This window comes from Aquabacterium sp. (assembly GCF_050725395.1).
Classification (GTDB): Bacteria; Pseudomonadota; Gammaproteobacteria; order Burkholderiales; family Burkholderiaceae_C; genus Aquabacterium.
Map to the genome: position 1 here is coordinate 78,588 of NZ_JBOHHL010000010.1, position 26,466 is coordinate 105,053.

The 26,466-nt window shown below is 62.4% G+C and carries 37 protein-coding genes and 2 tRNA genes; 4 read left to right on the forward strand and 35 right to left on the reverse strand.

Annotated features, from left to right (window positions below; translation table 11 throughout):
* Window positions 1-3: 3 nt before the first annotated feature.
* The 3 genes from ACREB4_RS08785 to ACREB4_RS08795 all read right to left on the reverse strand — a co-directional run bounded on the left by ACREB4_RS08785 (window position 4) and on the right by ACREB4_RS08795 (window position 2,287).
* Window positions 4-918 (reverse strand): GGDEF domain-containing protein, encoded by a 915-nt coding sequence (locus ACREB4_RS08785; RefSeq protein ID WP_431587842.1) that lies wholly within the window; start codon window positions 916-918, stop codon window positions 4-6.
* A 60-nt stretch (window positions 919-978) separates the two neighbouring features.
* Entirely contained in the window at window positions 979-2,103 is a 1,125-nt protein-coding gene (locus tag ACREB4_RS08790; protein ID WP_431587843.1) for a PEP-CTERM sorting domain-containing protein, read from the reverse strand.
* Window positions 2,104-2,211: 108 nt separating this feature from the next.
* Window positions 2,212-2,287: transfer RNA gene (locus ACREB4_RS08795), tRNA-Arg, on the reverse strand.
* A 131-nt stretch (window positions 2,288-2,418) separates the two neighbouring features.
* On the opposite strand from ACREB4_RS08795, the gene ACREB4_RS08800 reads away from it, so the two are divergent.
* A complete protein-coding gene (locus ACREB4_RS08800) occupies window positions 2,419-2,976 on the forward strand; it encodes a c-type cytochrome (RefSeq protein WP_431587844.1) in 558 nt (185 codons plus the stop codon).
* A 57-nt stretch (window positions 2,977-3,033) separates the two neighbouring features.
* On the opposite strand, the gene ACREB4_RS08805 is transcribed toward ACREB4_RS08800, so the two are convergent.
* The 30 genes from ACREB4_RS08805 to rsmI form a co-directional block, all read right to left on the reverse strand.
* The gene (locus ACREB4_RS08805) at window positions 3,034-3,591 is read right to left on the reverse strand and encodes a DUF2946 family protein (protein ID WP_431587845.1); all 558 of its coding nucleotides are present in this window, start codon (window positions 3,589-3,591) and stop codon (window positions 3,034-3,036) included.
* A gap of 27 nt (window positions 3,592-3,618) precedes the next feature.
* Window positions 3,619-4,644, reverse strand: a complete 1,026-nt coding sequence (locus ACREB4_RS08810) for a YheT family hydrolase (protein ID WP_431587846.1) — start codon at window positions 4,642-4,644, stop codon at window positions 3,619-3,621.
* A gap of 26 nt (window positions 4,645-4,670) precedes the next feature.
* Window positions 4,671-5,129, reverse strand: a complete 459-nt coding sequence (locus ACREB4_RS08815; RefSeq protein ID WP_431587847.1) for a YybH family protein — start codon at window positions 5,127-5,129, stop codon at window positions 4,671-4,673.
* A gap of 40 nt (window positions 5,130-5,169) precedes the next feature.
* Complete coding sequence (gene purU, locus ACREB4_RS08820) at window positions 5,170-6,054, reverse strand: formyltetrahydrofolate deformylase (RefSeq protein WP_431587848.1); 885 nt, start codon at window positions 6,052-6,054, stop codon at window positions 5,170-5,172.
* 132 nt (window positions 6,055-6,186) lie between these two features.
* The gene (locus ACREB4_RS08825; protein ID WP_431587849.1) at window positions 6,187-6,402 is read right to left on the reverse strand and encodes a zinc-finger domain-containing protein; all 216 of its coding nucleotides are present in this window, start codon (window positions 6,400-6,402) and stop codon (window positions 6,187-6,189) included.
* A 16-nt stretch (window positions 6,403-6,418) separates the two neighbouring features.
* The gene (locus ACREB4_RS08830; RefSeq protein ID WP_431587850.1) at window positions 6,419-7,342 is read right to left on the reverse strand and encodes a branched-chain amino acid transaminase; all 924 of its coding nucleotides are present in this window, start codon (window positions 7,340-7,342) and stop codon (window positions 6,419-6,421) included.
* Between the two features lie 174 nt (window positions 7,343-7,516).
* Window positions 7,517-7,593: transfer RNA gene (locus ACREB4_RS08835), tRNA-Met, on the reverse strand.
* Window positions 7,594-7,758: 165 nt separating this feature from the next.
* Window positions 7,759-8,154 (reverse strand): 50S ribosomal protein L17, encoded by a 396-nt coding sequence (gene rplQ, locus ACREB4_RS08840; protein ID WP_431587851.1) that lies wholly within the window; start codon window positions 8,152-8,154, stop codon window positions 7,759-7,761.
* A 136-nt stretch (window positions 8,155-8,290) separates the two neighbouring features.
* A complete protein-coding gene (locus ACREB4_RS08845) occupies window positions 8,291-9,277 on the reverse strand; it encodes a DNA-directed RNA polymerase subunit alpha (protein ID WP_431587852.1) in 987 nt (328 codons plus the stop codon).
* Window positions 9,278-9,419: 142 nt separating this feature from the next.
* The gene (gene rpsD / locus ACREB4_RS08850) at window positions 9,420-10,043 is read right to left on the reverse strand and encodes a 30S ribosomal protein S4 (RefSeq protein ID WP_431587853.1); all 624 of its coding nucleotides are present in this window, start codon (window positions 10,041-10,043) and stop codon (window positions 9,420-9,422) included.
* A gap of 329 nt (window positions 10,044-10,372) precedes the next feature.
* Window positions 10,373-10,777: a 30S ribosomal protein S11 gene (rpsK, locus tag ACREB4_RS08855; protein WP_230180434.1), complete on the reverse strand. Its 405-nt coding sequence runs from the start codon at window positions 10,775-10,777 to the stop codon at window positions 10,373-10,375.
* Window positions 10,778-10,819: 42 nt separating this feature from the next.
* Window positions 10,820-11,182, reverse strand: a complete 363-nt coding sequence (gene rpsM / locus ACREB4_RS08860; protein ID WP_431587854.1) for a 30S ribosomal protein S13 — start codon at window positions 11,180-11,182, stop codon at window positions 10,820-10,822.
* Between the two features lie 39 nt (window positions 11,183-11,221).
* Entirely contained in the window at window positions 11,222-11,335 is a 114-nt protein-coding gene (gene rpmJ, locus ACREB4_RS08865; protein WP_058086633.1) for a 50S ribosomal protein L36, read from the reverse strand.
* Between the two features lie 67 nt (window positions 11,336-11,402).
* On the reverse strand, window positions 11,403-11,621 hold the full coding sequence (gene infA / locus ACREB4_RS08870) for a translation initiation factor IF-1 (protein WP_009855680.1): 219 nt from the start codon (window positions 11,619-11,621) through the stop codon (window positions 11,403-11,405).
* Between the two features lie 35 nt (window positions 11,622-11,656).
* A complete protein-coding gene (secY, locus tag ACREB4_RS08875) occupies window positions 11,657-12,967 on the reverse strand; it encodes a preprotein translocase subunit SecY (protein WP_431587855.1) in 1,311 nt (436 codons plus the stop codon).
* A gap of 26 nt (window positions 12,968-12,993) precedes the next feature.
* Entirely contained in the window at window positions 12,994-13,428 is a 435-nt protein-coding gene (gene rplO / locus ACREB4_RS08880) for a large ribosomal subunit protein uL15 (protein WP_431587856.1), read from the reverse strand.
* Window positions 13,428-13,610: a 50S ribosomal protein L30 gene (gene rpmD, locus ACREB4_RS08885; protein WP_230180430.1), complete on the reverse strand. Its 183-nt coding sequence runs from the start codon at window positions 13,608-13,610 to the stop codon at window positions 13,428-13,430. Before rpmD ends, rplO begins: the two co-directional genes overlap by 1 nt.
* 16 nt (window positions 13,611-13,626) lie before the next feature.
* A complete protein-coding gene (gene rpsE, locus ACREB4_RS08890) occupies window positions 13,627-14,145 on the reverse strand; it encodes a 30S ribosomal protein S5 (protein ID WP_431587857.1) in 519 nt (172 codons plus the stop codon).
* 26 nt (window positions 14,146-14,171) lie between these two features.
* On the reverse strand, window positions 14,172-14,540 hold the full coding sequence (gene rplR, locus ACREB4_RS08895) for a 50S ribosomal protein L18 (protein ID WP_431587858.1): 369 nt from the start codon (window positions 14,538-14,540) through the stop codon (window positions 14,172-14,174).
* A gap of 11 nt (window positions 14,541-14,551) precedes the next feature.
* Window positions 14,552-15,085 carry a 50S ribosomal protein L6 gene (rplF, locus tag ACREB4_RS08900; RefSeq protein ID WP_296315914.1) on the reverse strand — a complete coding sequence of 178 codons (534 nt, stop codon included), beginning with the start codon at window positions 15,083-15,085 and terminating at the stop codon, window positions 14,552-14,554.
* 17 nt (window positions 15,086-15,102) lie between these two features.
* Window positions 15,103-15,498, reverse strand: a complete 396-nt coding sequence (gene rpsH, locus ACREB4_RS08905; protein ID WP_431587859.1) for a 30S ribosomal protein S8 — start codon at window positions 15,496-15,498, stop codon at window positions 15,103-15,105.
* A gap of 24 nt (window positions 15,499-15,522) precedes the next feature.
* A complete protein-coding gene (gene rpsN / locus ACREB4_RS08910; protein ID WP_431587860.1) occupies window positions 15,523-15,828 on the reverse strand; it encodes a 30S ribosomal protein S14 in 306 nt (101 codons plus the stop codon).
* An 8-nt stretch (window positions 15,829-15,836) separates the two neighbouring features.
* Window positions 15,837-16,388, reverse strand: coding sequence for a 50S ribosomal protein L5 (gene rplE, locus ACREB4_RS08915; RefSeq protein ID WP_431587861.1), 552 nt, complete (start codon window positions 16,386-16,388; stop codon window positions 15,837-15,839).
* A gap of 8 nt (window positions 16,389-16,396) precedes the next feature.
* On the reverse strand, window positions 16,397-16,714 hold the full coding sequence (rplX, locus tag ACREB4_RS08920) for a 50S ribosomal protein L24 (RefSeq protein ID WP_230180423.1): 318 nt from the start codon (window positions 16,712-16,714) through the stop codon (window positions 16,397-16,399).
* A gap of 33 nt (window positions 16,715-16,747) precedes the next feature.
* A complete protein-coding gene (rplN, locus tag ACREB4_RS08925) occupies window positions 16,748-17,116 on the reverse strand; it encodes a 50S ribosomal protein L14 (protein WP_125241506.1) in 369 nt (122 codons plus the stop codon).
* A gap of 227 nt (window positions 17,117-17,343) precedes the next feature.
* On the reverse strand, window positions 17,344-18,114 hold the full coding sequence (locus tag ACREB4_RS08930; protein WP_431587862.1) for a PEP-CTERM sorting domain-containing protein: 771 nt from the start codon (window positions 18,112-18,114) through the stop codon (window positions 17,344-17,346).
* Window positions 18,115-18,181: 67 nt separating this feature from the next.
* Complete coding sequence (gene tldD, locus ACREB4_RS08935; protein ID WP_431587863.1) at window positions 18,182-19,642, reverse strand: metalloprotease TldD; 1,461 nt, start codon at window positions 19,640-19,642, stop codon at window positions 18,182-18,184.
* Between the two features lie 46 nt (window positions 19,643-19,688).
* The gene (locus ACREB4_RS08940) at window positions 19,689-20,621 is read right to left on the reverse strand and encodes a lipase secretion chaperone (protein ID WP_431587864.1); all 933 of its coding nucleotides are present in this window, start codon (window positions 20,619-20,621) and stop codon (window positions 19,689-19,691) included.
* 174 nt (window positions 20,622-20,795) lie between these two features.
* Entirely contained in the window at window positions 20,796-21,737 is a 942-nt protein-coding gene (locus ACREB4_RS08945) for a lipase family alpha/beta hydrolase (protein WP_431587865.1), read from the reverse strand.
* A 158-nt stretch (window positions 21,738-21,895) separates the two neighbouring features.
* Window positions 21,896-22,813 carry a 16S rRNA (cytidine(1402)-2'-O)-methyltransferase gene (gene rsmI / locus ACREB4_RS08950; protein WP_431587866.1) on the reverse strand — a complete coding sequence of 306 codons (918 nt, stop codon included), beginning with the start codon at window positions 22,811-22,813 and terminating at the stop codon, window positions 21,896-21,898.
* Here rsmI and ACREB4_RS08955 point away from each other — a divergent pair.
* From ACREB4_RS08955 to ACREB4_RS08965, 3 genes are read left to right on the forward strand one after another with little or no spacing between them, the layout of a single operon-like run.
* Window positions 22,806-23,180 carry a YraN family protein gene (locus tag ACREB4_RS08955; RefSeq protein WP_431587867.1) on the forward strand — a complete coding sequence of 125 codons (375 nt, stop codon included), beginning with the start codon at window positions 22,806-22,808 and terminating at the stop codon, window positions 23,178-23,180. The genes rsmI and ACREB4_RS08955 overlap by 8 nt on opposite strands.
* A gap of 18 nt (window positions 23,181-23,198) precedes the next feature.
* Window positions 23,199-23,765: an SIS domain-containing protein gene (locus ACREB4_RS08960; RefSeq protein ID WP_431587868.1), complete on the forward strand. Its 567-nt coding sequence runs from the start codon at window positions 23,199-23,201 to the stop codon at window positions 23,763-23,765.
* Window positions 23,762-24,427: a BON domain-containing protein gene (locus ACREB4_RS08965; protein ID WP_431587869.1), complete on the forward strand. Its 666-nt coding sequence runs from the start codon at window positions 23,762-23,764 to the stop codon at window positions 24,425-24,427. The genes ACREB4_RS08960 and ACREB4_RS08965 overlap by 4 nt, the downstream gene beginning before the upstream one ends.
* On the opposite strand, the gene ACREB4_RS08970 is transcribed toward ACREB4_RS08965, so the two are convergent.
* The gene (locus ACREB4_RS08970; RefSeq protein ID WP_431587870.1) at window positions 24,428-25,324 is read right to left on the reverse strand and encodes an NAD(P)-dependent oxidoreductase; all 897 of its coding nucleotides are present in this window, start codon (window positions 25,322-25,324) and stop codon (window positions 24,428-24,430) included. It lies immediately after the preceding gene.
* The gene (locus tag ACREB4_RS08975; protein ID WP_431587871.1) at window positions 25,324-26,460 is read right to left on the reverse strand and encodes a PilT/PilU family type 4a pilus ATPase; all 1,137 of its coding nucleotides are present in this window, start codon (window positions 26,458-26,460) and stop codon (window positions 25,324-25,326) included. Before ACREB4_RS08975 ends, ACREB4_RS08970 begins: the two co-directional genes overlap by 1 nt.
* Window positions 26,461-26,466: the final 6 nt, after the last annotated feature.

Here is a 26,466-nt window from a genome sequence, read left to right on the forward strand (position 1 = left end):
CCCTCAGCGCCCGCCAACGAACATCTTCCAGCGGCGTTCGTTCTGCTTCTTGGCGTCGTACAAGGCCTGATCGGCCTGCGCCAGCAAAGACCTCACCGACTCCACCGAGTCGTTGTAGGCCGCGATGCCCACCGAGATGCCCACGCCCACGGTGTCGCCGGGGGGCAGGGTGATGGGCTGGCACACCGAGCGCACGATGCGCTTGGCCAGCACCTCGGCCGAGTCCTTGGCACCGTGGCGCATCACCACGCCGAATTCGTCGCTGCCCAACCGGGCCAGCACATCGCCCAGGCGAACCTGCTGGTTCAGGCGGTGAGACACCTCGCACAGCACCGCGTCGCCCGCCGCGTGGCCGAAGCCATCGACGATCTCCTTGAAGCCGTCCAGGTCCATGCACAGCACGGTGAAGGGCTCGCCGGTGCGCATGGAATGGCGCATCTCCACGTCCAGCGCGAGGTCGAACTGGGCCCGGTTGGCCACGCCTGTCAGGTGGTCGGTCTTGGCCAGGTGGCTGAGTTGCCGGGCATGCTGGCGCCCGACCAGCAAGGCCATGGCCAGGCCGGCCAGGTCTTGCAAGGCGGTTTGCTGCGCCTCGGACCAGGCACGCGCCCGGGTGTCCGCCACCGCGACCACGCCAAGGGCGTGGCCCTGCGCGTCCACGATGGGGGCACTGGCCTGAAAACACAGGCCGGGCTCGCCAGCGCTCAAGTCCAGATCGCGGGGCCACTCGGCATCTTCCACACCCACACTGGCTTTGCACCACACGCGTTCGGCGTCCACCAGGCCCACCCAGGCCAGCGGGGCACCAGACCACTGGGCGGCCAGGCGGGCGATGGCGTCGAATTCAGGCTCGGGCGCCGTGTCCAGGATCTCATGGGCACGCAGCGCCGCCACGCGTTCGGTTTCTTCGGTCGACATCACTTCACCTTCATCCTCATGACAGGGATATCGGATGAATCGGCGAAATATCGAGGCCTCTCAAACCGGATGGGCCGATTCCACCTTCGCGACTGGCCGCCGGCGCCCCCACAGGCCCAACATCGCCACGCCGCCCAGGACCAAGGCCAGGGCCTCGGGCTCGGGCACCGGGATCAGCACATAGCCATGCCCTTGGTTCGTCAGGACGTTGTAGGAATCACCCACGATCCAGCCCTGGTCATTGATGGCGTTGGCCCTCAGCAAGGTCCAGCCGGTGCCTGCCGCGAACGTGTTCAGGTCGATGACGTCGGTGCCGTCCCACAGGGTCGCGTGGGTCTCATTCGAGGCCAGGTCGAATTCGCTCAGGCCGACCGCCAGGCCGGCGCCATTGATGTCGAGCGCGCGGCTGTCCAACCCGCCCAGCGTCCCCAGGTCGATCGCGGACGACCCGCTCCACAAGGCGGCATGCACCGCCCCCGAAGAGCCCGCGATGTCGCTGTGCCCCACCACCTGGCCGGCGTTGTTGATGCCGCGCGCCTGGCTGCTGACCCCGCCCAACGTGCCCAGGTCGATGGTGTTGCCACCGCTCCACAGCGTGGCATGCGGGTTGGGCACACCTTCGACGTACCCGGCCACCTGCCCAGCATCGTTGATGGCGTGGGCGTAGCTGGCCACGTCGGGCGAGCCCAAGGTGGCGGCGGTGCCGCCCGTCCACACCGTGGCCTGCGGGGGACCGCTCGACGAACCTGCGCCATACCCCGCAACCTGGCCTGAACTGTTGATGCCTGTGGCGAAGTTGTTCCTGGCCGCCGAGTTCAGGAATGTCGCCGTGCCACCGGTCCACACGGTGACCGTGCCACCGACATTGCCGGCGACCTGCCCCGCGTCGTTGATGCTGGCAGCCGTGCCATCGCCAAACGGCGTGGTCAAGGTGGACACGCCGGCGTTGGTCCAAACCGTCACCGGCGTGCTGGCATTGCCTGCCGTGGCGCTGATCCCCACGACCTGCCCTGCGTTGTTGACATCCACGGCAGAACTGTAGGTACCCCCCAACGTGCCCAGATCGACAAAGCGATAAGCAGGCGCCGCCGCATGGGCGTTCGCGCTGAAAAGGCATGAAGAAGCGATCAGCACCGAAGACACGAGCAGCCCATGTGGGCGAGACCAATGCAGCAACGATTTCATGACATTCCCCTTGATTTGGATGAGGGGATGGATTTCAACACTCAGGTGGAAACCCCGTCAAATGATCCGATGTTCTCGACCAGGCAGGCTGGACATTCGGAGATCGGGTGGTGCGCCCGGCTGGGATCGAACCAGCAACCCCTGCCTTCGGAGGGCAGTACTCTATCCATTGAGCTACGGGCGCAACGCAAGGGGAGATTCTAGCAGTGGGCCAATACAAGCCCCCCTATAATCCGGCGCTCATGGCAGGATTTTCTGCCATGCCCGCAGCCGCAAGGTCTGCGCCCACGACAAACCAGTGCCACTGAGGATCCCATGAGCCAAGCGCCCAATTCTCACGACAGCGATCACGAAGGCCCGATCAAGACGCCCAAACAACTGGCGGTGGCCGTGGGACTGGCCTTCGTGGTGCCTGTTCTCATCATCATCATGTTGGCGACGTTCGTGACCACCGCCGGCAAAGGCTCATCGGGCAGCGATGCCTTGTCCAAGCAGGCCACGGCCCAGCGCATCCACCCGGTGGGCACGGTCGAGGTCAAGGCCGTCTCGGCCAACGCCGGACCCCGCGCAGGCGAGGAAGTCTTCAAGGAACAGTGCGCCACCTGCCACGCGTCCGGCGCCCTGGGCGCTCCCAAGCTGGGCGATGCCGCGGCCTGGGGCCCTCGCATCGGCGCGGGTCTGGCAGCGCTCATCCAGTCGGCCCTCAAGGGCAAGAACGCCATGCCACCTCAAGGTGGCGGCGAGTTCAGCGACCTGGAAGTGAGCCGCGCCGTGGCCTACATGGGCAACGCCGGTGGTGCCAAGTTCACCGAGCCAGCCGCGCCTGCCGGAGCCGCTTCGGCCGCCTCCGAGCCCGCCAGCGCCGCGAAGTAAGTCCTCCAGACTTCGCCTTCGCCCAATCCCGAAGCCGGCCCGTGCAGCCGGCTTTTTTCATGCCTTGCCGGCAGGCACATCCCGAATCGAAGGTTGAGGCGTCAGGCAATAGGCGAAGCGTTGCGGCAACTCGGCGAAGGTGATGTCTTGCGGCACCCAGCGCCCGGCCTCGACCGCGCTGGCCGCGGCGTCCATGTCCATCGAGCGCACCACCCCCAACCCCAGTTCCGTCTCCAGGAACAAACGTCCGGACTCGTCCAGCCAAACGCCACGCACTTCGTTCACGGCTTGGCGCGTGTGTGTTTCCACCTTGAAGCCATCACCTTCGCGCTGGACACCCAACACCCAGGGCGCCGCCTCCAGCAACAGGTACACGCGCTGTGGTCCGTTCTGAAAAAACCACGCCCCCTGCTCATCGGCCTCGTAGTTGCGGTTGATGAACTCGATCAACTTGTCGTGGACGATGCGGCTGCCCTTGACCTGCGGAAAGGGCCCCTCGGCCTGGGTGCGGTCATCGCGCATGTACCAGTCGCCGCGGGCGTCCAGCCCCAGCCAGCCATGGCAGTTGGGCACATTGGGCCACTTCTTCAACGCGGCCTTGACGATGTCATCCATGAGGTCCCCAGTGGTGTGGTGTTGCGGTCACAGATGCTGGGCAAGCCATGGGCCCACGGCCTGCGGCAAGGCGCTGACATGGCCCGGCATTGGCCCCGCGGGAAAGCCCACATGGCCGCCCTCTTCTGGCTGCCACAGCGTCACCCAAGGCCCCACATCTTGCGGCCTTGGCAAACTCGCGCCCGGGATGAAAGGATCGTTCCGGGCATTGAGCACCAGGGCAGGCATCCCCGTGATGGCCTTCAAGCCAGGCTGCGACGAACACCGCGCCCAGTAGTCCGGTGTGCCACTGAAACCATGCAATGGCGCGGTGAACACGTTGTCGAATTCGAACAGATCCCGGGAGGCGCGCAGGGCCTGCTCATCGAACAAGCCCGGGAACTGCGCCAGCTTGGCCAACGCCTTGGGTTTCATCGACTTCAAGAACATGCGGGTGTAGACCTGCCGGTTGAAGCCCCGCCCGATGGCGTCCCCGGCCGCCGCCAAATCCAGCGGGGAAGACACGGCCGCCACGGCCTTGGCCACCTGGATGGCCTCGCTGCCGGCCTCCTGGGCCCAGCGCAACAAGGCATTGCCTCCCATCGAGATGCCCACGGCCACCATGGGGCCGCCATGCCGGGACAGCAAGCGCCGCAGGATCCAGTCGATCTCCACGAAATCACCTGAATGGTAGGAACGCGGACCCAGGTTCAATTCGCCCGAACAACCTCTGAAATGCGGCACGGCGTAAGACCACCCCTGGGCCTGCGCCCAATGGGCGAATGCCAGCGCATAGTGGCTCCGCGACGAGCCTTCCAGGCCGTGGAACAGGACCAGCAGAGGTACCCCCGCACGGTGGACCGCGCCCAGCCCATCGCCCGTGGTGGCCGGCAGCAGGTCGACATCGATGAAGTCACCGTCGGGAGTGTCCCAACGTTGGCGCTGGTAGCTCACCTCGGCCGAGGGCGCAGACTGCCCATTCGGCCGCGAGAACAGCGCCGGCCAGATGGTCTGGGCATTGCCACCCCAACTCCCCTGCCCGGCCAGCCAACGCGGCGCTTTGTACAACTCCATGGCGGCACTCCGACCTGGTCTCAGCCTCAATGCAGGGTGGCGGCCGGCTCGGCCAGTTCCTGCAACTCGTGCGCCTGACCGGGACTGGCATGGTGCAGCACCATCCGCCAACCCAAGGCCGTGCGCAAGTAGACGTTCGTTGCCAGCACGAAAGCCGTCTGCAAGCCATCCGGCGTGAGTGCCTGCACTTTCTCGAGCACATGGTGCACTTCGCAATGGCCACTTTCAAGGCGCCGCACCTGCTGCAGGCTCACCTGCACCGGTCCGTTCGCGAAAATGGCCTCGAAGGCAGCCCGGATCGAGTCCTCGCCCACCACCCGCGGCCCGCCCGGGTGCACACAGGCGATTTCCTCGTCGTCGGACCAGACCGACATCAGCCGCTCCAGGTCGCCCTGTTGCAAGGCCTCGTAGAACGTGGTCTCGGTGTCGTCCGCCGACGCCATGAGCGCGGCCTGGGAAGCTTTGCGGGCACGGGGATCACTCATGGCGGCAGGCGTCAGACAAAGTTGAACACAGGGATCGGACTCAACGGAACACCACGGTCTTGTGACCGTTCATCAGGACACGGTGCTCGACATGCCACTTCACGGCACGCGCCAGCACCACGCATTCCACATCCCGGCCCACGGCGGTGAAATCCTCCGGGCTCAAGGTGTGGTCCACACGCTCCACATCCTGCTCGATGATCGGGCCTTCGTCCAGGTCCGCCGTCACGTAGTGCGCGGTGGCGCCAATCAGTTTCACCCCGCGGTCGTGCGCCTGGTAATAAGGCTTGGCCCCCTTGAAGCTGGGCAGGAAGCTGTGGTGGATGTTGATCGCCCGCCCCGCCAGGAAAGCGCAAAACGACGGACTCAGGATTTGCATGTAGCGTGCCAGCACCACCAGGTCGATGCCTTCCTGGTCCACCAGCGCTTCGACCTGCTGCTCCTGGGCCCGTTTGGTTTCGGCACTGGCGCCTGTCGGCAGCGCCAGATGGTGGAAAGCGATGCCGTAGCTGGCCGCCAATTCCGCGTAATCGGGGTGGTTGGACACGATGGCCGGGATGTCGACCGGCAACTGGCCTGACTTCCACCGGAACAACAGGTCGTTCAGGCAATGGCCATGCTTGCTGACCATGACGAGCATGCGCGGCTTGCGCGACAGCGCACGGATGGTCGCCGTCATCGCGAACTGCTCGCGCACATGGCCAAACAACTTGCCCAGCGTGGCCTCGTCGGCCAGTTGCTCGGGCGCCTCGAAGTGCACCCGCATGAAGAACAGGCCGGTGCTGTCCTCGTTCTGCACATCGCCGAACTGCTGCGAATCGATGATGTTGCAGCCGGCCTGGTACAGCAGGCCGGAGACTGCATGGACAATGCCCTTGGTGTCGCGACACGACAGGGTCAGAACGAATTCGCGCTTGGTATTCATGGTGGCCGGATTGTAGGGGGCCGCTCACAACTCCTGGTGACAGCCCCCTGGAACGCACCACCATTCGGGCAGCGGGCGCATGGCGTGCATCACGGCACGCCCAAGCCCCGCCGACGAGCCAAGAAGGTCGCCTCAGTGGCCGTGGCCGATCTTCTCGCCGTCCTTGAGCTTGTAGGCCGTGCCGCAATAGGGACACGCGCCGACACCCTCGGTGGCCACATCGATGTAGACACGCGGGTGGTTGCTCCACAAAGGCATCTTGGGGTTGGGGCAGAACACCACCCCGGGCCCTTGCAGGTCCTTCGCGGTCACCTCGACCACGGCTTTGGCTTGTGCACTCGTGCTCATCGCAATGCGCTCCTCATCAGACCTTGGTCAGCCACTCTGCGTACTTGGGGTTGCGGCCATTGACGATGTCAAAGAACGCACTCTGGATCTTCTCGGTGATGGGCCCCCGCGAACCCTGGCCCAACTGAATGCGGTCCAGTTCGCGGATGGGTGTCACTTCTGCCGCAGTGCCCGTGAAAAAGGCCTCATCGCAGATGTAGACCTCATCGCGGGTGATGCGCTTCTCGCGGATTTCCAGGCCCAGGTCCTCGCAGATCGCGAAGATGGTGTTGCGCGTGATGCCATTGAGCGCGCCAGCCGACAGGTCGGGCGTGTACAGCTTGCCGTTCTTGACGATGAAGATGTTCTCGCCGGCCCCTTCGCTCACGAAACCATTGGAATCGAGCAACAAAGCCTCGTCGTAACCTTCCTCGGTCACTTCCAGGTTGGCCAGGATCGAGTTGGTGTAGTTGCTCACCGCCTTGGCCTGCGTCATCGTGATGTTGACGTGGTGGCGCGTGTAGCTCGACGTCTTGACGCGGATGCCCTTCTTCAGGCCGTCTTCGCCCAGATAAGCCCCCCAAGGCCAGGCCGCCACCATCAGGTGAACCTTGGCACCCTTGGGGCTCACACCCATCTTCTCGGAACCCAGCCACGCCAGCGGGCGCAGATAGCAGCTTTCCAGCTTGTTCTCGCGGACCACATCCAGTTGAGCCTTGACCACCTCGTCGAAAGTGAAGGGGATCGCCATGCGCAGGATCTTGGCGCTGTTGAACAAACGCTCGGTGTGCTCACGAATCCGGAAGATCGCAGGACCTTGGGTGGTATTGTAGGCACGCACGCCCTCGAACACGCCGCAGCCATAGTGCAAGGTGTGGGTCAGCACATGGATCTTGGCATCGCGCCATTCCACCATCTGGCCATCCATCCAGATTTTGCCGTCGCGATCGTCCATCGACATGAGGAATCCTTTCGGGGAATTGTCTAGTAATCGTTTGTTTTGCCCGGCCACCAAGCACTCAAGCGCACCTTGCCGGAAACCTTCGATTGTAATCGTCCAGCATCCAGGCAATGCAGCAAGGGTGGGCCGCAATGACAAAAGCCGACCCAAAGGATCGGCTTTCATGACATTCTTTGGTTGCGGGGGCAGGATTTGAACCTACGACCTTTGGGTTATGAGCCCAACGAGCTACCAGACTGCTCCACCCCGCGACAGAGAATTAGACTATAGCATGCTTTTTTGATTTGTCACGCTTTTTGTGCAAGTGATGCACCAAAGCTTGAAAAACCGCACCAGAGCCGACCATGCCCTGAAATGCAAAAGGGCCAGCAATGCCGGCCCTTCATTCAACGCCCCGAAAGACGCGATTTTTTCGATCAAGCAGTGGCTTGATCGTCAGCGGCTTCAGCCACTTCGGTGCGCTCCACCAGTTCGACATAGGCCATGGGGGCATTGTCGCCCACGCGGAAACCCATCTTCAGGATGCGCGTGTAACCGCCGGGACGGGCAGCGAAGCGAGGACCCAGCACGTTGAACAGCTTGACCACATTGTCGCGGTCGCGCAGGCGGTCGAATGCCAGGCGCTTGTTCGCCAGAGTGGGGTTCTTGGCCAGGGTGATCAGGGGCTCGACCACGCGGCGCAATTCCTTGGCCTTGGGGACGGTGGTCTTGATGGCTTCGTGCTGAATCAGCGAGTTGGCCATGTTGCGCAGCATCGCCAAACGGTGCGACGAAGTGCGGTTCAGTTTACGGAGTCCATTTCCGTGACGCATGGTGCTATTCCTTTCTTACTTTATAAAACCGGCGGCCGGTTCAAGGTACCGCCGGGTGCACCGGGCGGCGTTCCTGCTCGCGACTGCTTGCAGGCTCACCAACCCATTTCTTCTTCAATCCAACAACAGCGTCAAATCAACGCTTGTCCAGACCTTGGGGAGGCCAGCTTTCCAGGCGCGAACCCAGGGCCAGACCACGGGAAGCCAGCACTTCCTTGATTTCGTTGAGCGACTTGCGACCCAGGTTGGGGGTCTTGAGCAGCTCGGTCTCGGTGCGCTGGATCAGGTCGCCGATGTAGTAGATGTTTTCGGCCTTCAGGCAGTTGGCCGAACGCACGGTCAGTTCCAGCTCGTCGACAGGACGCAGCAGGATCGGATCGAAGTTCTGGGCCGACTTGGCAGGCGCGTCGAAAGCGGCGATCTCGCTGCCTTCCAGTTGCGCAAACACCGCCAGTTGTTCCACCAGGATCTTGGCCGAAGCACGGATCGCTTCCTCGGGCGAGATGGCGCCGTTGGTTTCGATCTCCATGACCAGCTTGTCCAGGTCGGTGCGTTGTTCGACACGGGCGCTCTCGACCGTGTAGCTCACGCGCTTGACCGGCGAGAACGAGGCGTCCAGCACGATGCGGCCGATGGCCTTGGTGCTTTCGTCGCCATAGCGGCGGATGTTGCCAGGCACGTAGCCGCGGCCCTTTTCCACCTTGATCTGCATGTCCAGCTTGCCGCCGTGCGACAGGTGGGCGATCACGTGGTTGGGGTTGACGATCTCGACGTCATGGGGCGTCTGGATGTCGGCGGCGGTGACAGGACCTTCGCCGTCCTTGCGCAGCACCAGGGTGACTTCGTCGCGGTTGTGCAGACGGAAGACCACGCCCTTCAGGTTCAACATGATGTGGACGACGTCTTCTTGAACACCGTCAACGGTCGAGTACTCGTGCAGCACGCCGGCGATGGTCACTTCTGTCGGAGCAAAACCCACCATCGACGACAACAGGACGCGGCGCAAGGCGTTGCCCAGGGTATGGCCATAACCACGCTCGAAAGGCTCGAGGGTCACTTTGGCACGGTGGCCGCCCAGCGGCTCCACCTGGATGGCTTTGGGTTTCAGCAAATTGGTTTGCATGAGCTCTTCCTGTCAATACCCTCGGCTCGTTACACCGATAAGGCTGCTGGATCAACCGAAGCAACATGCTTCGGCTTTGAAAACAAAACGCACAAAGCCGCGCGACACGACCCAAGGCCGTGAAGCGCAGCTGATGTGTGAATCAACGCGAATACAGTTCGACGATCAACGATTCGTTGATGTCCGAGCCGAATTCATCGCGGTCAGGCGTCTTCTTGAAAACACCTTCCAGCTTGGTGTTGTCCACTTGCACCCAGGCTGGCATGCCGATCGACTCGGCCAGCTTCAAGGCTTCCAAAACGCGAACTTGCTTCTTGGCCTTTTCGCGCACGCCCACCACATCGCCCGTCTTGACGTTGTACGAGGGAATGTTCACCACTTGGCCGTTGACGACCACACCCTTGTGCGACACCAGCTGACGAGCTTCGGCGCGGGTGGAGGCAAAGCCCATGCGGTAGACGACATTGTCCAGGCGCGATTCCAGCAGGAACAACAGGTTCGAACCAGTGTTGCCCTTGCGGCGATCGGCTTCGGCGAAGTAGCGGCGGAACTGGCGCTCCAGCACGCCGTACATGCGCTTGACTTTTTGCTTTTCGCGCAGTTGCAGACCGAAGTCCGAGGTGCGCGAACCAGACGTGCGGCCGTGCTGGCCGGGCTTGGTGTCAAACTTGGCCTTGTCGCTGATGGGGCGACGGGCGCTCTTCAAAAACAGGTCGGTGCCTTCACGGCGGGCCAGTTTGGCCTTGGGTCCGAGGTAACGTGCCACGTGCTTTTCCTTGGGTCTGTCTGACGTCAGTTTGAGCGGATGAAACCGTCAATGGCCGACGCGAGTCTGGCGGATGTTGTTCGAATCGCTCAGACGGTGGGCTTAGATAAACCTGCCAAAGTGCACAACGGTCTTGCAGGCTATTTGGGCCCACCAACACAAAGCGCACCCAGTCAGGTGCAGAGAACTCGCAATTATAACACTTGCGAACAAATACTCAAGATGCCACGCATGGCATCGTTGAGCACTTGCAACATTGAAAGGGGTGAACCCAAACAATGAAGCCCCGCCGCGCCCTTGAGGAACGCGCACGAGGCCTTGACGTCACATCAGATGCGGCGACGCTTCTGAGGACGACAGCCGTTGTGCGGCACTGGCGTCACGTCAGAGATCATGTTGATCCGGATGCCGAGAGCGGCCAGAGCACGGACCGAGGACTCGCGACCAGGACCAGGGCCCTTGATCTCGACGTCCAGGTTCTTGATGCCTTGTTCTTGGGCAGCGCGGCCAGCCACTTCAGCGGCCACCTGGGCAGCGAAGGGGGTGGACTTGCGAGAGCCCTTGAAACCCTGACCACCACTGGAGGCCCACGCCAGGGAGTTGCCCTGACGGTCCGTGATCGTGATGATCGTGTTGTTGAACGACGCATGCACGTGAGCGATGCCGTCCGCGATGTTCTTGCGGACCTTCTTGCTCACACGACGTGCTGCCGTGTTGGCAGGTGCTTTAGCCATGGTTATCTTCTCTCATCTTAATGAACGGCGACACCCAGACGATCACTTCTTACCAGCGATCGACTTGCGCGGGCCCTTGCGGGTACGGGCATTGGTGCGGGTGCGTTGACCGCGCATGGGCAAGCCACGACGGTGACGGAAGCCGCGATAGCAGCCCAAGTCCATCAAACGCTTGATGTTGATCGAGATTTCACGGCGCAGGTCACCTTCAATGGTGATCTTTGCCACTTCGTCCCGGATTTTTTCCAAATCGCCGTCCGTCAGGTCTTTGATCTTCTTGTTGAACGGGATGCCGCTTGCTTCGCAGATTTTCTGCGCAGTGGTGCGACCGATGCCGTAAATAGAAGTCAAACCGATTTCGGTGTGCTTGTGCGGCGGAATGTTGATGCCAGCAATACGTGCCATAACTGTCCTCTGAAGGCGTGTGTCGTCGCTAAACCAGGATCAACCCTGGCGTTGCTTGTGGCGGGGATCCGTGCAGATGACACGGACCACACCCTTGCGACGGATGATTTTGCAATTGCGGCACATCACTTTGACGGAAGCCGAAACTTTCATGATCTTCTCCTAAGCCGTTGAACTCAACGGGATTCGCCCACGTTTCCGGGGTCAACAAAAACTCAACTCACTTCGCCCGGAATACGATGCGAGCACGACTCAAATCATAGGGAGTCAGCTCCACGGTCACTTTGTCTCCTGGCAGGATGCGGATGTAGTGCATGCGCATTTTGCCGGAAATGTGACCGAGAACCACGTGCCCGTTCTCAAGCTTCACGCGAAAGGTGGCATTCGGGAGATTCTCCAGAATTTCACCCTGCATCTGGATGACGTCGTCTTTCGCCATGTCTTCCTAAGTTGCATTGACCAGCGTCACCGCGATCAGCTTGATTTAAAGTTTGCCTTTTTCAGCAGCGATTCGTACTGCTGAGACATCAGATAAGACTGAACCTGGGCCCAGAAGTCCATCGTGACCACCACGATGATCAACAGCGAGGTTCCGCCGAAATAGAAGGGGACGTTGTACTTGAGCACGAGGAACTCGGGCAGCAGGCACACGGCCGTGATGTAAACAGCACCCACCAGGGTCAGACGGGCGAGGATCTTGTCGATGTAACGCGCCGTTTGATCACCCGGGCGGATACCGGGAATGAATGCACCGCTCTTCTTCAGGTTGTCTGCGGTTTCACGGCTGTTGAACACCAGGGCCGTGTAGAAGAAGCAGAAGAAGACGATGGCAACAGAATACAAAATCACGTAGATCGGCTGACCAGGCGACAACATGCCGGCCAGGTCCTTCAACCAACGCATGCTCTCACCGGTGGCGAACCAACCCACTGCCGTGGCCGGCAGCAAGATGATCGACGAAGCGAAGATCGGAGGGATCACACCCGCCATGTTGACCTTCAGCGGCAGGTGCGACGATTGCCCACCGTACACGCGGTTGCCAACTTGACGCTTGGCGTAATTCACCAAGATCTTGCGTTGACCACGCTCAACGAAGACCACGAAATAAGTCACCAGGACGATCAGCGCCACGATGAAAATCGCCGCGGGGATGCTCATCGCACCGTTGCCGACCAGCCCGAACAAACCAGCGATCGCGCTGGGCAAACCCGCCGCAATACCGCCGAAGATCAGGATCGAAATACCGTTGCCCAGACCGCGCTCTGTGATCTGCTCACCCAGCCACATCAGGAACATCGTGCCCGCCGTCAAGCTCATCATCGTGGTGAATCGGAAACCGACACCAGGGCTGATGACCAGGCCAGCGGTCCCTTCCAGGGCCACGGCAATGCCGAAGGACTGGAACAGGGCCAAACCAAGCGTGGCGTACCGCGTGTACTGCGTCGTCTTGCGCCGCCCCGCCTCGCCTTCCTTTTTCAAGGCCTCGAGGGTGGGAACCACGTAGCCCATCATCTGCATGATGATGGACGCCGAGATGTAGGGCATGATGCCCAGCGCAAAGACGGTGAAGCGCGACAACGCGCCGCCCGAAAACATGTTGAACAGACTCAGGATGCCGCCTTGCTGGCCCTTGAACAACTGCTGCAACTGGGCAGGGTCGATACCAGGCACGGGGATGTGTGCCCCGATGCGGTAAACGACCAGCGCCAGCAGCAGGAAAACCAGGCGACGCCGGAGGTCGCCGAATTTTCCGCTTTGAGCCAGTTGATTGGGAGAAGTCGCCACGCTTGAATCCGTTCAGTCAGACGTCATCACTCAGCGATCGCGCCGCCAGCAGCCTCGATGGCCACCTTTGCAGCTGCAGTCGCGCCGATGCCCTTCAGGGACACCTTCTTGGTGAGTTCGCCGGTCTTGATCACTTTCACGACCTTGGCAATTTGCGGCACCAGACCGGCTTGCTTCAGGGTGAGGATGTCGACTTCGGCAACGCTCAGCACTTCCAGATCAGACAGGGTGATCTCGGCGTTGTACTTCAGCAGATGCGACTTGAAACCGCGCTTGGGCAGGCGACGTTGCAAAGGCATTTGACCGCCTTCGAAACCAACCTTGTGGTAGCCACCCGAACGCGACTTCTGACCTTTGTGACCGCGACCTGCGGTCTTGCCCAGACCCGAACCGATCCCGCGGCCAACACGGCGCTTGGAGTGCTTCGAACCCGAGGCGGGCTTGATGGTATTGAGTTCCATTAGATCACCTGAATCAGATAGCTGACCTTGTTGATCATGCCGCGAACGGCAGCGGTGTCCTCAAGGACAGCGGTGCTGTTCAAGCGACGCAGACCCAAGCCGCGCACGGTGTCACGGTGATCCTGACGGGTACCGATGACGCTGCGAACCAGCTTGACTGTGACTGTTTTCTTTTCGCTCATGACGGTTCTCCGGCGATCAGTTGAAGATGTCTTCAACCGACAGGCCACGCTTTGCAGCGACATTGGCCGGGGTGGTCGACTTGTTCAAGGCGTCGAACGTGGCGCGAACCATGTTGTAAGGGTTGCTCGAACCGAAGCTCTTGGCCACGATGTCGGTCACGCCCATCATCTCGAACACAGCGCGCATGGGGCCACCAGCGATGATGCCGGTACCAGCGGGGGCCGGGGCCAGCATGACGCGTGCAGCGCCGTGCTCACCGAACACCGTGTGGTAGACCGAACCATTCTTCAGGTTGACCTTGACCATGTTGCGACGGGCTTGTTCCATCGCCTTGGACACGGCCAGAGGCACTTCACGCGCCTTGCCCTTGCCCATGCCGACCTTGCCGTCGCCGTCGCCAACCACGGTCAGGGCAGCGAAGCCCATGATCCGACCGCCCTTGACCACTTTGGTCACGCGGTTCACCTGGATCATCTTCTCGCGCAAACCGTCGTCACGACCTTCGTCAGCGACCTTGGGTTGAAATTTAGCCATTTGAATTCCTTCTTCCGGTACGCGGCTTAGAACTGAAGACCGGCTTCGCGAGCCGCTTCAGCCAATGCCTTGACACGGCCGTGGTAGGCAAAGCCCGCACGGTCGAAAGCCACCTTCTCGACGCCGGCAGCCTTCGCCTTTTCGGCGATACGCTTGCCAATCAGCGTGGCAGCGTCCACGTTGCCACCCTTGCCAGCCGCGCCCAGTTGAGTGCGGATTTCCTTTTCGGCGGTTGAGGCCGAAGCGATGACGGTGTTGCCGTCGCCGGAGATCACGCTGGCGTAGATGTGCAGGTTGGTGCGGAACACCGTGAGACGCGCGGCGCCCTGGAGCGCGATGCGTGCACGGGTTTGACGCGAGCGACGCAGGCGCTGTTCTTTCTTGTTGGTAGACATGAATCAGCTCCTTACTTCTTCTTGGTCTCTTTCAAGACCACGCGCTCGTCGGCATAACGAATGCCCTTGCCCTTGTAGGGCTCGGGCGGACGGAAAGCGCGCACTTCTGCGGCGATCTGGCCGACGACCTGACGATCCACACCCTTGATCAGCACTTCGGTCTGAGACGGGGTCTCGACCTTGATGCCGGCGGGCATGTCCTTGACGACTGGGTGAGAGAACCCGATTTGCAGGTTCAGCTTCTGGCCTTGGGCTTGGGCACGGAAGCCCACGCCGACCAGGGTCAGCTTTTTCTCGAAACCCTTGCTCACGCCGTTGACCATGTTGTTCAACAGGGCGCGAATGGTACCGGACATGGCATCAGCTTCAGTGCTGCTGTCGGCCGGCGCCACGCTCAACACACCGGCGTCGTTCTTCACGGCGACCAGGCGATGCTGAGGGCGGGTCAGGGTGCCCAGGGCGCCCTTGACGGTGATTTGTTCTGCAGAGATCTGCACGTCCACACCCTTCGGGACGGCGATCGGCATTTTTCCTACGCGGGACATTGCGATGCTCCTGAAGGTTAGGCGACGTAGCAGAGCACTTCACCACCGATACCGGCAGCGCGTGCTTTGCGATCAGTCATCACACCCTTGGGAGTCGTCACGATGGCAACACCCAGGCCGTTTTGGACCTGAGGAATGTCGTGGCGACCCTTGTAGATGCGAAGGCCGGGACGGCTGACTCGCTCGATGCGCTCGATGACCGGGCGACCAGCGTAATACTTCAGCGAAATTTCCAGCGCAGGCTTGGTAGCCTCGCCAGCAACGACGTAAGAGTCGATGTAACCTTCGTCCTTAAGGACCTGGGCGATCGCGACTTTCAGCTTTGATGACGGCATCGAAACGCTGGTTTTTTGAACCATTTGTGCGTTGCGAATGCGAGTCAGCATGTCGGCGATGGGATCACTCATGCTCATGGAATAACTCCTGTTCCTAGCCGATTACCAGCTTGCCTTGGTGACACCAGGGATGTCGCCAGCGAAAGCCAATTCACGAATCTTGGAACGACCCAAGCCAAATTGGCGGAACGTGCCACGCGGACGACCAGTCAAGCCGCAACGATTGCGCAGACGGGTCGGGTTTGCATTGCGGGGCAGCTTTTGCAGTTCAAGACGAGCGAGGTATCGCTCTTCGTCGGACTTCTTGGCATCATTGATGATGCCCTTCAGTTCGGCGTACTTCTTGGCGTATTGCGCCACCAGCTTTTCGCGCTTTTCTTCGCGTTGCTTCAGAGACAGTTTTGCCACGGTCTACCTCAGTTCTTGAAGGGGAACTTGAACGCGGTCAACAGGGCCTTGGCCTCGTCGTCCGTGTTCGCGCTGGTGGTGATGCTGATGTTCAGACCACGGATCGCGTCGATCTTGTCGTACTCGATTTCCGGGAAAATGATCTGTTCTTTCACACCGACGTTGTAGTTGCCACGGCCATCGAACGAACGACCGGAGATACCGCGGAAGTCACGGACGCGGGGCAGCGACACGGTGACGAAGCGGTCCAGGAATTCGTACATGCGGACACCACGCAGGGTGACCATGCAGCCGATGGGCATGTTTTCGCGGATCTTGAAACCGGCGATGGCCTTGCGCGACATGGTGACCACGGGCTTTTGGCCGGCGATCTTGGTCAGGTCGCTCACAGCGTGCTCCATGACCTTCTTGTCGGACACCGCTTCCGAGACACCCATGTTCAGGGTGATCTTGGTCAGGCGGGGCACTTCCATCACGGACTTGTAGCCAAACTTCTCAACGAGGGCCGGAACGACCTTCTCGCGGTAGAAGTCTTGCAGGCGTGCAGTTTGTTGAGTCATCTTGAACCTCAAGCCTTGATTTCTTCGCCGCTGGACTTGAAGACGCGAACTTTCTTGCCGTCTGCCAGGAGCTTGATGCCAACGCGATCAGCCTTGCCGGTGGCGGCATTGAAGATGGCAATGTTGGACTGATGAATGGGCATGGTCTTGTCAACGATGCCGCCGGTGGTGCCCTTCATGGGATTGGGGCGAACGTGCTTCTTGACCACGTTCACGCCGTCGACCACCAGGTGGCTGTCGTCAACGCGGACCGAAACGGTGCCGCGCTTACCTTTGTCGCGACCGGCCAAAACGATGACCTGGTCGCCTGTGCGAATCTTGTTCATGGGCTGTGTGTCCTTTGCGGTTGCGCCGGAGGTTCAGAGAACTTCAGGAGCCAGGGACACGATCTTCATGAAGCGCTCGGTACGCAGTTCACGCGTCACGGGGCCGAAGATGCGGGTGCCGATGGGCTCCAGCTTGGCATTCAACAGCACAGCTGCATTGCCATCAAACTTGATGAGCGAACCGTCTTGACGACGAACACCCTTGGCGGTGCGGACGACCACAGCGCTGTAGACTTCGCCTTTTTTGACGCGACCACGAGGAGCAGCTTCTTTGATGCTGACCTTGATGATGTCGCCAATACCGGCGTAACGACGCTTGGAGCCACCGAGCACCTTGATGCACATGACGCTCTTGGCACCCGTGTTGTCAGCGACGTCAAGTCGCGATTGCATTTGAATCATGGTGTACTTACCCCAACTTGGCTTTTCGGCTGCGCAAAAGCTGCACAACAACGAACAGTCAGTCTTGGGCCCGTAGAACGGGCGGATCTGAAATAAAGCCTGAGCCCTTGATTTACCCGCCGCAGCAACCGACTTGAGTTTTCATCAAGAGGATCGAGGGACTTGGGCTGGAACTCAAACCTTGTTTCAGCGAAGAAATCGATTATGCACCCGTTTTGACGCCAACGTCAACCTTTGCGTGATTTTTTCTTCAATGCCAAGCCCAAACCTCCGAGCCCGAACAAACAGAAGATCGATGGCTCCGGCACCGCACTCACGTCTCCGCTCCGAACCAGCCAGGCATAGGAGCCGCCCCAACGCCCACCATCGTTCGGACCCAAGGCGAATTGCCCATCGTCCTCGAAATCAAAGACCCAGTGGGCGCCAGGCTCTGGCTCGAACGCCTGCGCCGCCCAATATTCACCATGCTCGGGGCCCAGGTTGCGGATGAAACCACCGGGCACCTGGCTCACTGCCAGCGCGTCCACTCCTTGAGGACGACCGAAGCCCGCCTGTTCTTGACCTTGCTCATCGTAGTAAGACAACAAGCCCAGGTTCTCGTAGAACATGTAGCTCATCTCGCTGCGGGGGCTGCGGATGCCATAGCCCAGGTCAGAGCTGCCGTCGTAAGCGCCACGGTAGTCATAGCCCAGCCCATGGATCGGCAATGCATTGGGCAGACGCCAACCCGAAAGACCATGAACCGTGACATTGGCTGCCCACGTGGAAGCATCCTCCCAAGTCATCTGACCGTTAGCGCTGTGACCCGAGGTCTTGGCAAAGTTCGCATCGGCCAGCCAGGTGATGTTCAACACGGTGTCGTAGAAAGCCTCGTAACCGTTGACGGAGGCGTCAAGGTCCCGGCCTTGCAATTCGGCGTGGGCCAGGGAAGCAGACAAGGCCGCGCAGACGGCCAGCGCGGCCGTGGCCACGCGGGCGAACAATTTCTTGAAAGGCATGCGCCACTCCCTGTGTTTCGAACAAGCAGCCAGCTTATCCAAAATCCAGGGGCCGCATCCCCCTTGATCAGGCGGTGCCGCCGACCGTCAAGCCATCGATGCGCAAGGTCGGTTGCCCCACACCCACCGGCACGCTTTGCCCCTCTTTGCCGCAGGTGCCAACGCCGCTGTCGAGCTCGAGGTCATTGCCGATCATGCTGACGCGGGTGAGCGCGTCGGGGCCATTGCCGATCAGGGTCGCGCCCTTGACCGGGTATTGGATCTTGCCGTCTTCGACCCAGTAAGCCTCGGAAGCCGAGAAGACGAACTTGCCACTGGTGATGTCGACCTGGCCGCCACCGAAATTGACGGCGTACAGGCCACGCTTGATGGAGGCGACGATTTCCTGAGGGTCCTTGTCGCCGGCCAACATGTAGGTGTTGGTCATGCGCGGCATGGGGGTGTGGGCGTAACTTTCGCGGCGACCATTGCCCGTGGGCTTGGTCTTCATGAGGCGCGCGTTGGTGGCGTCCTGGATGTAGCCGCGCAGGATGCCGTCTTCGATGAGGACGGTGCGCTCGGTGGCACAGCCTTCGTCGTCGATGTTGAGCGAGCCGCGGCGATCGGGGATGGTGCCGTCGTCGAGCACGGTGACGCCCTTGGCCGCCACGCGCTGGCCGACGCGTCCGGAAAAGATGCTGGACCCCTTGCGGTTGAAATCGCCTTCGAGGCCATGGCCAACGGCTTCGTGCAAGAGGATGCCGGGCCAGCCGTTGCCGAGGACCACGGTCATCTCGCCAGCAGGCGCAGGGCGGGCTTCCAGGTTGACGGAGGCGGCGTGCACGGCCTGGTCGACGTAGCGCTGCAGCATGTCGTCGGTGAAGTAGGCCAGGCCGAAGCGGCCACCACCACCAGAGGAGCCAACTTCACGGCGACCGTTTTGTTCAGCGATGACGGTGAGCGACAGGCGAACCAGCGGCCGCACGTCGGCGGCCAGGGTGCCGTCGGCGCGGGCCACCATCACGACGTCGTACTCACAGCCCAGGCCGGCCATGACCTGCACCACGCGCGGGTCCTTGGCGCGGGCGCGCTTTTCGATGTTCTCGAGCAGGGCCACCTTTTCCGCACTGTCCAGCGAGGCGATGGGGTCGAAGGCGGGGTACAGGGTGCGGCTGCCGGCCACGGTTTGCGAACCGACCTTGACCCGCCGGCTTTGGCCGGCCGAAGCAATGGTGCGCACCGTGCGGGCGGCGTCAAGCAAGGCGGCTTCGGAGATGTCGTCGGAGTAGGCGAAGGCGGTTTTCTCACCGGCCACGGCGCGAACGCCCACGCCCTGGTCGATGCCGAAACTGCCGGACTTGACGATGCCTTCTTCAAGGCTCCAGCCTTCGGAGCGGGTGTACTGGAAGTACAGGTCCGCGTCGTCCACCCGGTGCTCGGTGATGACCTTGAGGGCCTTGAGCAGGGTGGATTCGTCCAGACCGTAGGGCGCGAGCAGGAGTTCGCGGGCGGTGTGGAGGCGTTCGATGGTGGCGTCAACAGCAATCATGGGGTCATTGTAGGAGCCTTGCCTTGGCCCGTCGATCAAATGGGGATCACAAATGCAAAAGGGCCTGCACGCGCAATTGCTCTTCGGGCGGGAAGTTGGATTTGACGTAAGCGGCGATCTCGGCCTTGCGCTGTGCGTCCGACAGGTTGGTGGCTTTTTGCAGGCGGTCCCATTCGGCCTTGGCCGCGTTCAGGCGGCGCTCCCAATCGGCCCAGTCGGCATCGGCCTTGTCGAGGCGGTCGGCGGCGGCCTCGCCATAGCGCGCAACGCGTTCGGCGCGCACGGCGGCGGGGTCTTTGCCCGGGGCCATCTGCGGCACGGGCTCGCCAGGATCAGGTGGGGGCGGCTGGCCGGATTCAAGCTGCGCGTAGTACTCCTGGAAGTGCTGCTCGTCGTCCTTGAAAAAGGCCTCGGCCCAGGGCTGCCCCAGGATCTGTCGGCGGACGGAGCGTTGCTCTTCGAACACGGGCATCCAGGTGCTCCGGTCGGACTGGACGAATTTGTTGCGCCAGCTGTAGGTGCGGACCTGCCAGTATTTGTCCCAGATGGCCATGATCTGCGCGGCCAGCTCATCGCCGTTGGCGCGCCTGGCTTCGTCCTGGACCAGGCCCCGGATTTCCTCGATGGTGACCTCGCCAAGCCCTAGCACGTAGTACTCGAAGCGGCTGCGCAGGCCCGGGCAAGGCTTGAGTTTCTTGTCGCTGACGCACCAGTCACCCGCAGGCTCGGTCCCGGCAAAGGAGCCTTCCTTGAAAAGGCGCACGCGCACCTGGTCCGGCGTTCGCGCCTGCGTGGTCGCCACGCCGCTGGCCGCCGAGTCCTTGCTGCCCCCGATGAAGCCCCAGCCTTTGCTGTCGTGGCGGGCATCCTGCCCCGGCACCGTTGGGGCCTCGGTGGACGAGCGCTGCCAGAGCACCACGCTGCCCACCCCGATGACCACGGCCAACAAGCCGGTCACCCACATTCCACGCATCTGCATCACACATGTCCTGTCTAAGCCAGGAAAGGTCCCGGCTGCCTGCATTATTCGGGCAAGTCACGGCCTCCGCACCCGGGAAAGCTATGACGTCAAACGGCAACAAGGGCCGCCTCTTGTGAAGGCGACCCTTGTCGAGTCCGGGGGGCCGGAGGTGTCCGGCCCGGCGCTAAACCATCACAGGAAGGCCCACTTCAGGCGATTGGCGTGCTGCTTGTAGAAGGCCGTTGGCTCAGGCGCGCCTTTGCCGATGCCACCGAAGACCTGGTTGACTTCGTCCAGGTGGTTCCATGGGTAGTTGTCCTTGATGACCTTGCCCCAGTGGCTGGAGCACTGCGACACCAGGCCATCGTTGGCCTCGCCTTTGAAGTAGTCGGCGGTGTAGGCCAGGATGGCATCAGAGATGTCGCTGCTGTTGGTCTTGACCGAGGTGCCGGAGAAAGAATAGAACAGGATGCTGTTGCCGGCCACTTTGGCGCTGCTGGGGCCCTGGCCACAGTTGGTGGTGGGCGCGCCAGCGGGGTACTTGGCGTTGAAAGCCGCGGCACCGGGGGTGCTCAGGGCGTTCAATGCCGTCAGCAGATCGGTGTCGCTGGTGGTCTTGTTGCCGGTCAACCAAGAGATCAGCTTCAAACCGGCCGTGGCGGTCTGGTCGAAGCCGCCACCAGGGGTGGTGCCCGCCAAAATGTCATCGGCGACCTTGCTCCCGAAGTGGGTGCCGGCCACGGTGGAGACGCTGGCCACCATCGTGGGAACGGTACCGGCAGCGTAACGCACGGTGGGGCCGCCATGGCTGTGGCCGATCAGGTTGAACTTCTTGACGCCGTCTTTCGCGGCCCATTGCTTCATTTGCTGGATCAGCTCTTCACCGCGGAATTCGGTGGTTTGCGAAGGATTGACCGAGGCGATGTAGACGGTGGCGCCGTCGTCGCGCAGGGTGTTGGGGATGTTGTAGAAGTACTGGATGCCCAAAATGTTGTCGAAGCCGATGAAGCCGTGGACCAGCACCAGCGGGTACTTGGTCTTGGAACCGGTGCCCGCATGGGCGGCGGGGGCTGCGAGGGCGCCGGTCACGGCGATGGCGGCGCACACGGCGCGCAGAGCGAATCCGAATTTCATGGCGAAGTCTCCTAAGTAATTACGACAATCGTTATACGAACGATGCGCGGAGTATTTCGTGAAATAGTCGCCATGGCGCTGGGGTTAGCCCTTGAGGCCCGGGTTTGCCCCGTCCCTTGCCGAGAGGGTCGAGGAACAAAAAATGCCAATGGGACGGGTCAGGCTGATTCGTCGGATTGCCGCCAGCGCAACGCCTGCTCGTACAGGGCTTTGCGGGGCAGCCGGGTGACATCGGCCACCAGGCCCGCCGCCTGTTTGACCGGCAAATGCTCGGCCAAGGCCTTGAGCAGGGCCAGCACCTCGGGGGAAAAGCCCTCGGGGGCATTGCCAGCGCTGGCGGCATGAACCACCAGCACGAATTCCCCCCGGTCGCGGTGGGGCTGCGCCTTGAGCCAATCGGGCAACTGGGCGATGCCCAGGGTGGCGACTTCCTCGAACTGCTTGGTCAGTTCTCGGCACAGGGTGATCTGGCGATGGGCAGCCTGGGTTTGCAGGTCGCGGGCCAGGTCGTCGATGCGGTGCGGGGCTTCGAACAGCACCACGCTGCCCGGCCAGGCCAGGGCCTCGTCCAGCGCGGTCATTCGGGCCGCGCCCTTGGCGGGCAGGAAACCGGCGAAATGGAAGGCGGTGCCAGCGGTGTCCCCCGCCACGCTGAGCGCGGTGGTGACGCTGCTGACGCCGGGGATGGGCACCGCGCGCAAGCCGGCCGCCTGGACACGGGCCACCAGTTGGGCCCCGGGGTCGGACACGGCGGGCGTGCCCGCATCACTGACGTAGGCCACGCGCTGCCCCTGCTGCAAGGCTTCGATGACCTGCTGGGCCGAGCCCGCCTCGTTGTGCTGGTGCACGGCCATCATGCGTTTGTCCAGGCCCAGGTGGCGCAGCAGCCCACCCGTGACGCGGGTGTCTTCGCAGGCCACGGTGTCGACCAGCGACAGAACCTGGATGGCGCGCAAGGTCAGGTCGGCCAGGTTGCCGATGGGCGTGGCGACCAGGTAAAGCGCCCCTTTGGGATACTGCTGGCCAGCGGCCGCGTGAGAAGCGGCCTGGAGCAGCACATTGGCATCGATGGTCACGACGAAATCCCGGGGAGATGAAGCGGAAGGCCGCGCCCTGGCCTATTTGCAGGCGCAAGGTCTGGAGCTGGTGGAGCGCAATTATCGGGTCGCGCGCGGTCCGTCGGCGCGCGGCGCGGAAGTCGACCTCATCATGCGCGACAACCGGGACGGCACGCTGGTATTCGTGGAGGTGCGGCAGCGCAGCAGCGCGGACCATGGCGGCGCGGCGGCCAGCGTGGGCCGCGGCAAGCAGCAACGCTGCATCCGCGGCGCGCGGCATTACCTGATGCAACTGAATCCCTGGCCGCCCTGCCGCTTCGACGTGGTCGCCATCGACGGCGATGTGCTGGAGTGGATCGTGGCCGCCTTCGATACCTCGGGATAGACCTTATCATCGGCCTTCATGTCGGACACTCAATTTCAGCCAGCGTTCTCGCAGCAGCCCTTCCTGGAAACCGCCGATGTGCTGTACCAGTCGGCGGATCGGCTGGCGCTGCACCTGCACTATGCCGCCCAGGCCATCACGCACACCCTGACCGCGGGCGGCAAGGTGCTGTGCGCGGGCGTGGCCGAGGCCGAATGGCTGGCCCGCCAGACCGCATCGTTGCTGGTCAAAGGCGTGAACCGCGAACGCCCCCCCTTGGCGGCTTTCGCCGTGCCGGGCCAGGACGACAACCTCGTTGCGCAAGTTCGTGCCCTGGGCCACCCTGGCGACATTTGGCTGGCGTTTTCGCTGGAACGAGACGAACCCGCGCTGGTGGCCGCCACCGAGGCCGCACGCGAACAGGATCTGACCCTGGTGCTCTTCACCGGAGAGGCCGCCTCGGTGCTGGGGCCCCTGCTGAGAGACACCGACGTCTGGGTGCCCTTGCCCGGACACCAGGCGGCCCGGCTGTACGCCGTGGCCTGGCTGGCCTTGCACAGCCTGTGCGAGGCGGTCGACACCCATTTGTTAGGAGACGAGGCTTGAAGAAGACCATCAACACATTGAACCTGGGCCGACTGGGCCGCTGGACGGCGCTGGCGCTGGCCCTGAACATGGCCGCTGGCTGCGCGCCGCTGGTGCTGGGCTCGGCCATCGGCGGCGCCTTCGTGGCCTCCGACCGCCGCACCTCCGGCACCCAGCTGGAAGACAAGAGCATCGAACTCAAGGCCGGGTCGCGCATCCGCGAAACGGTCACCATCGGCGCCCACGTCAATGCCACGGCCTACAACCGCATGGTTTTGCTGACCGGCGAAGTGGCCAGCGAAGCCGACCGGGCCGCGGTGGAACAAGCGGTGGCCCGGGTCGAGAACGTGCAGTCGGTGGTCAATGAACTCGCCGTGATGGGCGTCAGCTCATTGGGATCACGCTCCAGCGATGTGCTGATCAACGGCAAGATCAAGGCCAGCTTCGTGGACGCCCGCGACATGTTCTCCAATGCCTTCAAGGTCGTGGTCGAACGCGGCGATGTCTACTTGCTGGGCCTGGTCACCGAACGCGAAGCCAACCGCGCGGCCGAAGTGGCCTCCGGCGTGAGTGGCGTGACCAAGGTGGTCAAGGTGTTCAGCCTGATCACCGAGGACGAACTGGCCCGCAGGACGCCTGCCCCGGCGCCTCAAGCCACGGCACCGGCCGCGTCCAACCCCTGATCAGCGCAGGCGGCGGATGAGGCTGGACGTGTCCCAGCGGCCGCCGCCCATCTGCTGCACATCGGCGTAGAACTGGTCGATCAAGGCCGTGGCGGGCAAACGCGCGCCCAGGCGCCGGGCTTCGTCCAGGCACAAGCCCAGGTCCTTGCGCATCAGGTCGACCGCGAAACCGAAGTCGAACAGATCGTTGACCATGGTCGGGCCACGGTTCTGCATTTGCCAGCTGCCCGCAGCACCCTGCGTGATGACGCCCAAGACGGACTGCATGTCCAGGCCGGCGGTCTGGCCAAAAGCCAGGGCCTCTGACAAGCCTTGCAGCAAACCCGCCACACAGATCTGGTTGACCATCTTGGCCAACTGGCCGGAACCGCTGGCACCCAGCAGCGTGACCGCGCGGGCGCAGGCCTGCATCACGGGCTGCACGCGCTTGAACGCCTCGGCATCGCCGCCGCACATGATGGTCAGCACCCCATTGATGGCCCCCAGGTTGCCACCCGAGACCGGCGCATCGATGAAATGCAGGCCCTGGTCTTGGGCGACCTGGGCCAGTTCGCGCGCCACCTCGGCCGAGGTGGTGGTGTGGTCCACCAGCACGCTGCCGTCGGGCATGGCCCCGAAGGCCCCTTCGGGGCCCATGGCAACGCTGCGGAGGTCGTCGTCGTTGCCCACGCAGGTGAACACGATCTGGGCTTCGCGCACCGCTTCACGTGGCGAGACCGCCCAGGCGCCGCCGTGCTCGGCCACCCAGGCCAGGGCCTTGGCCTGCGTGCGGTTGTAGACCGTGACCTGGTGCCCTGCCTTGAGCAGGTGCGCGGCCATGGGCGCGCCCATGGTGCCCAAGCCGAGGAAAGCCACCTTGTGCGGCACAACGGCCTCGTAGGTTTTGCTCACGGTCATCAGACGATCTTGAAGTGCTCGGTGCCGGAAGAAAGGTCCAGGCTGCGCGCGCGCTGGCTGTTGAGCTTGATCTGCAGGCGCAGGTCGTTGACGGAGTCGGCGTTGCGCAGGGCATCTTCAAACGTGATGTCGTTGCTCTCGAACAAGTCGAACAGCGCCTGGTCGAAGGTCTGCATGCCTTGCTCGCGCGACTTCTTCATGATTTCCTTGATCTCGCCGACCTCGCCCTTGAAGATCAGGTCACTGATCAGCGGCGTGTTGAGCAGGATCTCGACGGCGGCGGCGCGGCCCTTGCCTTCCTGGCGCGGCAGCAGCCGCTGCGAGACCAGCGACTTGAGGTTGAGCGACAGGTCCATCAGCAACTGCGCACGGCGCTCTTCGGGGAAGAAGTTGATGATGCGGTCGAGCGCCTGGTTGGCACTGTTGGCATGCAGCGTGGCCATGCACAAGTGGCCGGTTTCGGCGAAGGCCACGGCATGTTCCATGGTCTCGCGGTCGCGGATTTCGCCCATCAGGATCACGTCAGGCGCTTGGCGCAGGGTGTTCTTCAGCGCCATTTCCCAGCCATCGGTGTCGATGCCGACCTCGCGCTGCGTCACGATGCAGTTCTTGTGCGGGTGCACGAACTCCACCGGGTCTTCGATCGTGATGATGTGGCCGTAGGTGTTCTCGTTGCGGTGGTCGACCATGGCCGCCAGCGTGGTCGACTTGCCCGAACCCGTGCCCCCCACCAGGATGACCAGGCCGCGCTTGTTCATCGCGACCTCCTTGAGGATCTGCGGCAGGCCCATGGCGTCGATGGTGGGCAGTTGCTGGGGAATGGTCCGCAGCACCATGCCGACGAAGCTCTGCTGCACGAACACGTTCACGCGGAAGCGCCCCACCCCGCCCGGCGAGATGGCGAAATTGCATTCCTTGGTGCGCTCGAACTCGGCGGCCTGCTTGTCGTTCATGATCGAACGGGCCAGGGCCATGGTGTGCTGCGCCGTCAGGGGCTGGGGCGACACCTTGGTGACCTTGCCATCGACCTTGATGGCCGGCGGGAATTCAGCCGTCAGGAACAAGTCGGACCCCCCACGCGCCACCATCAGCTTGAGCAGATCGTTGATGAACTTGGAGGCCTGATCGCGTTCCATGGCGTG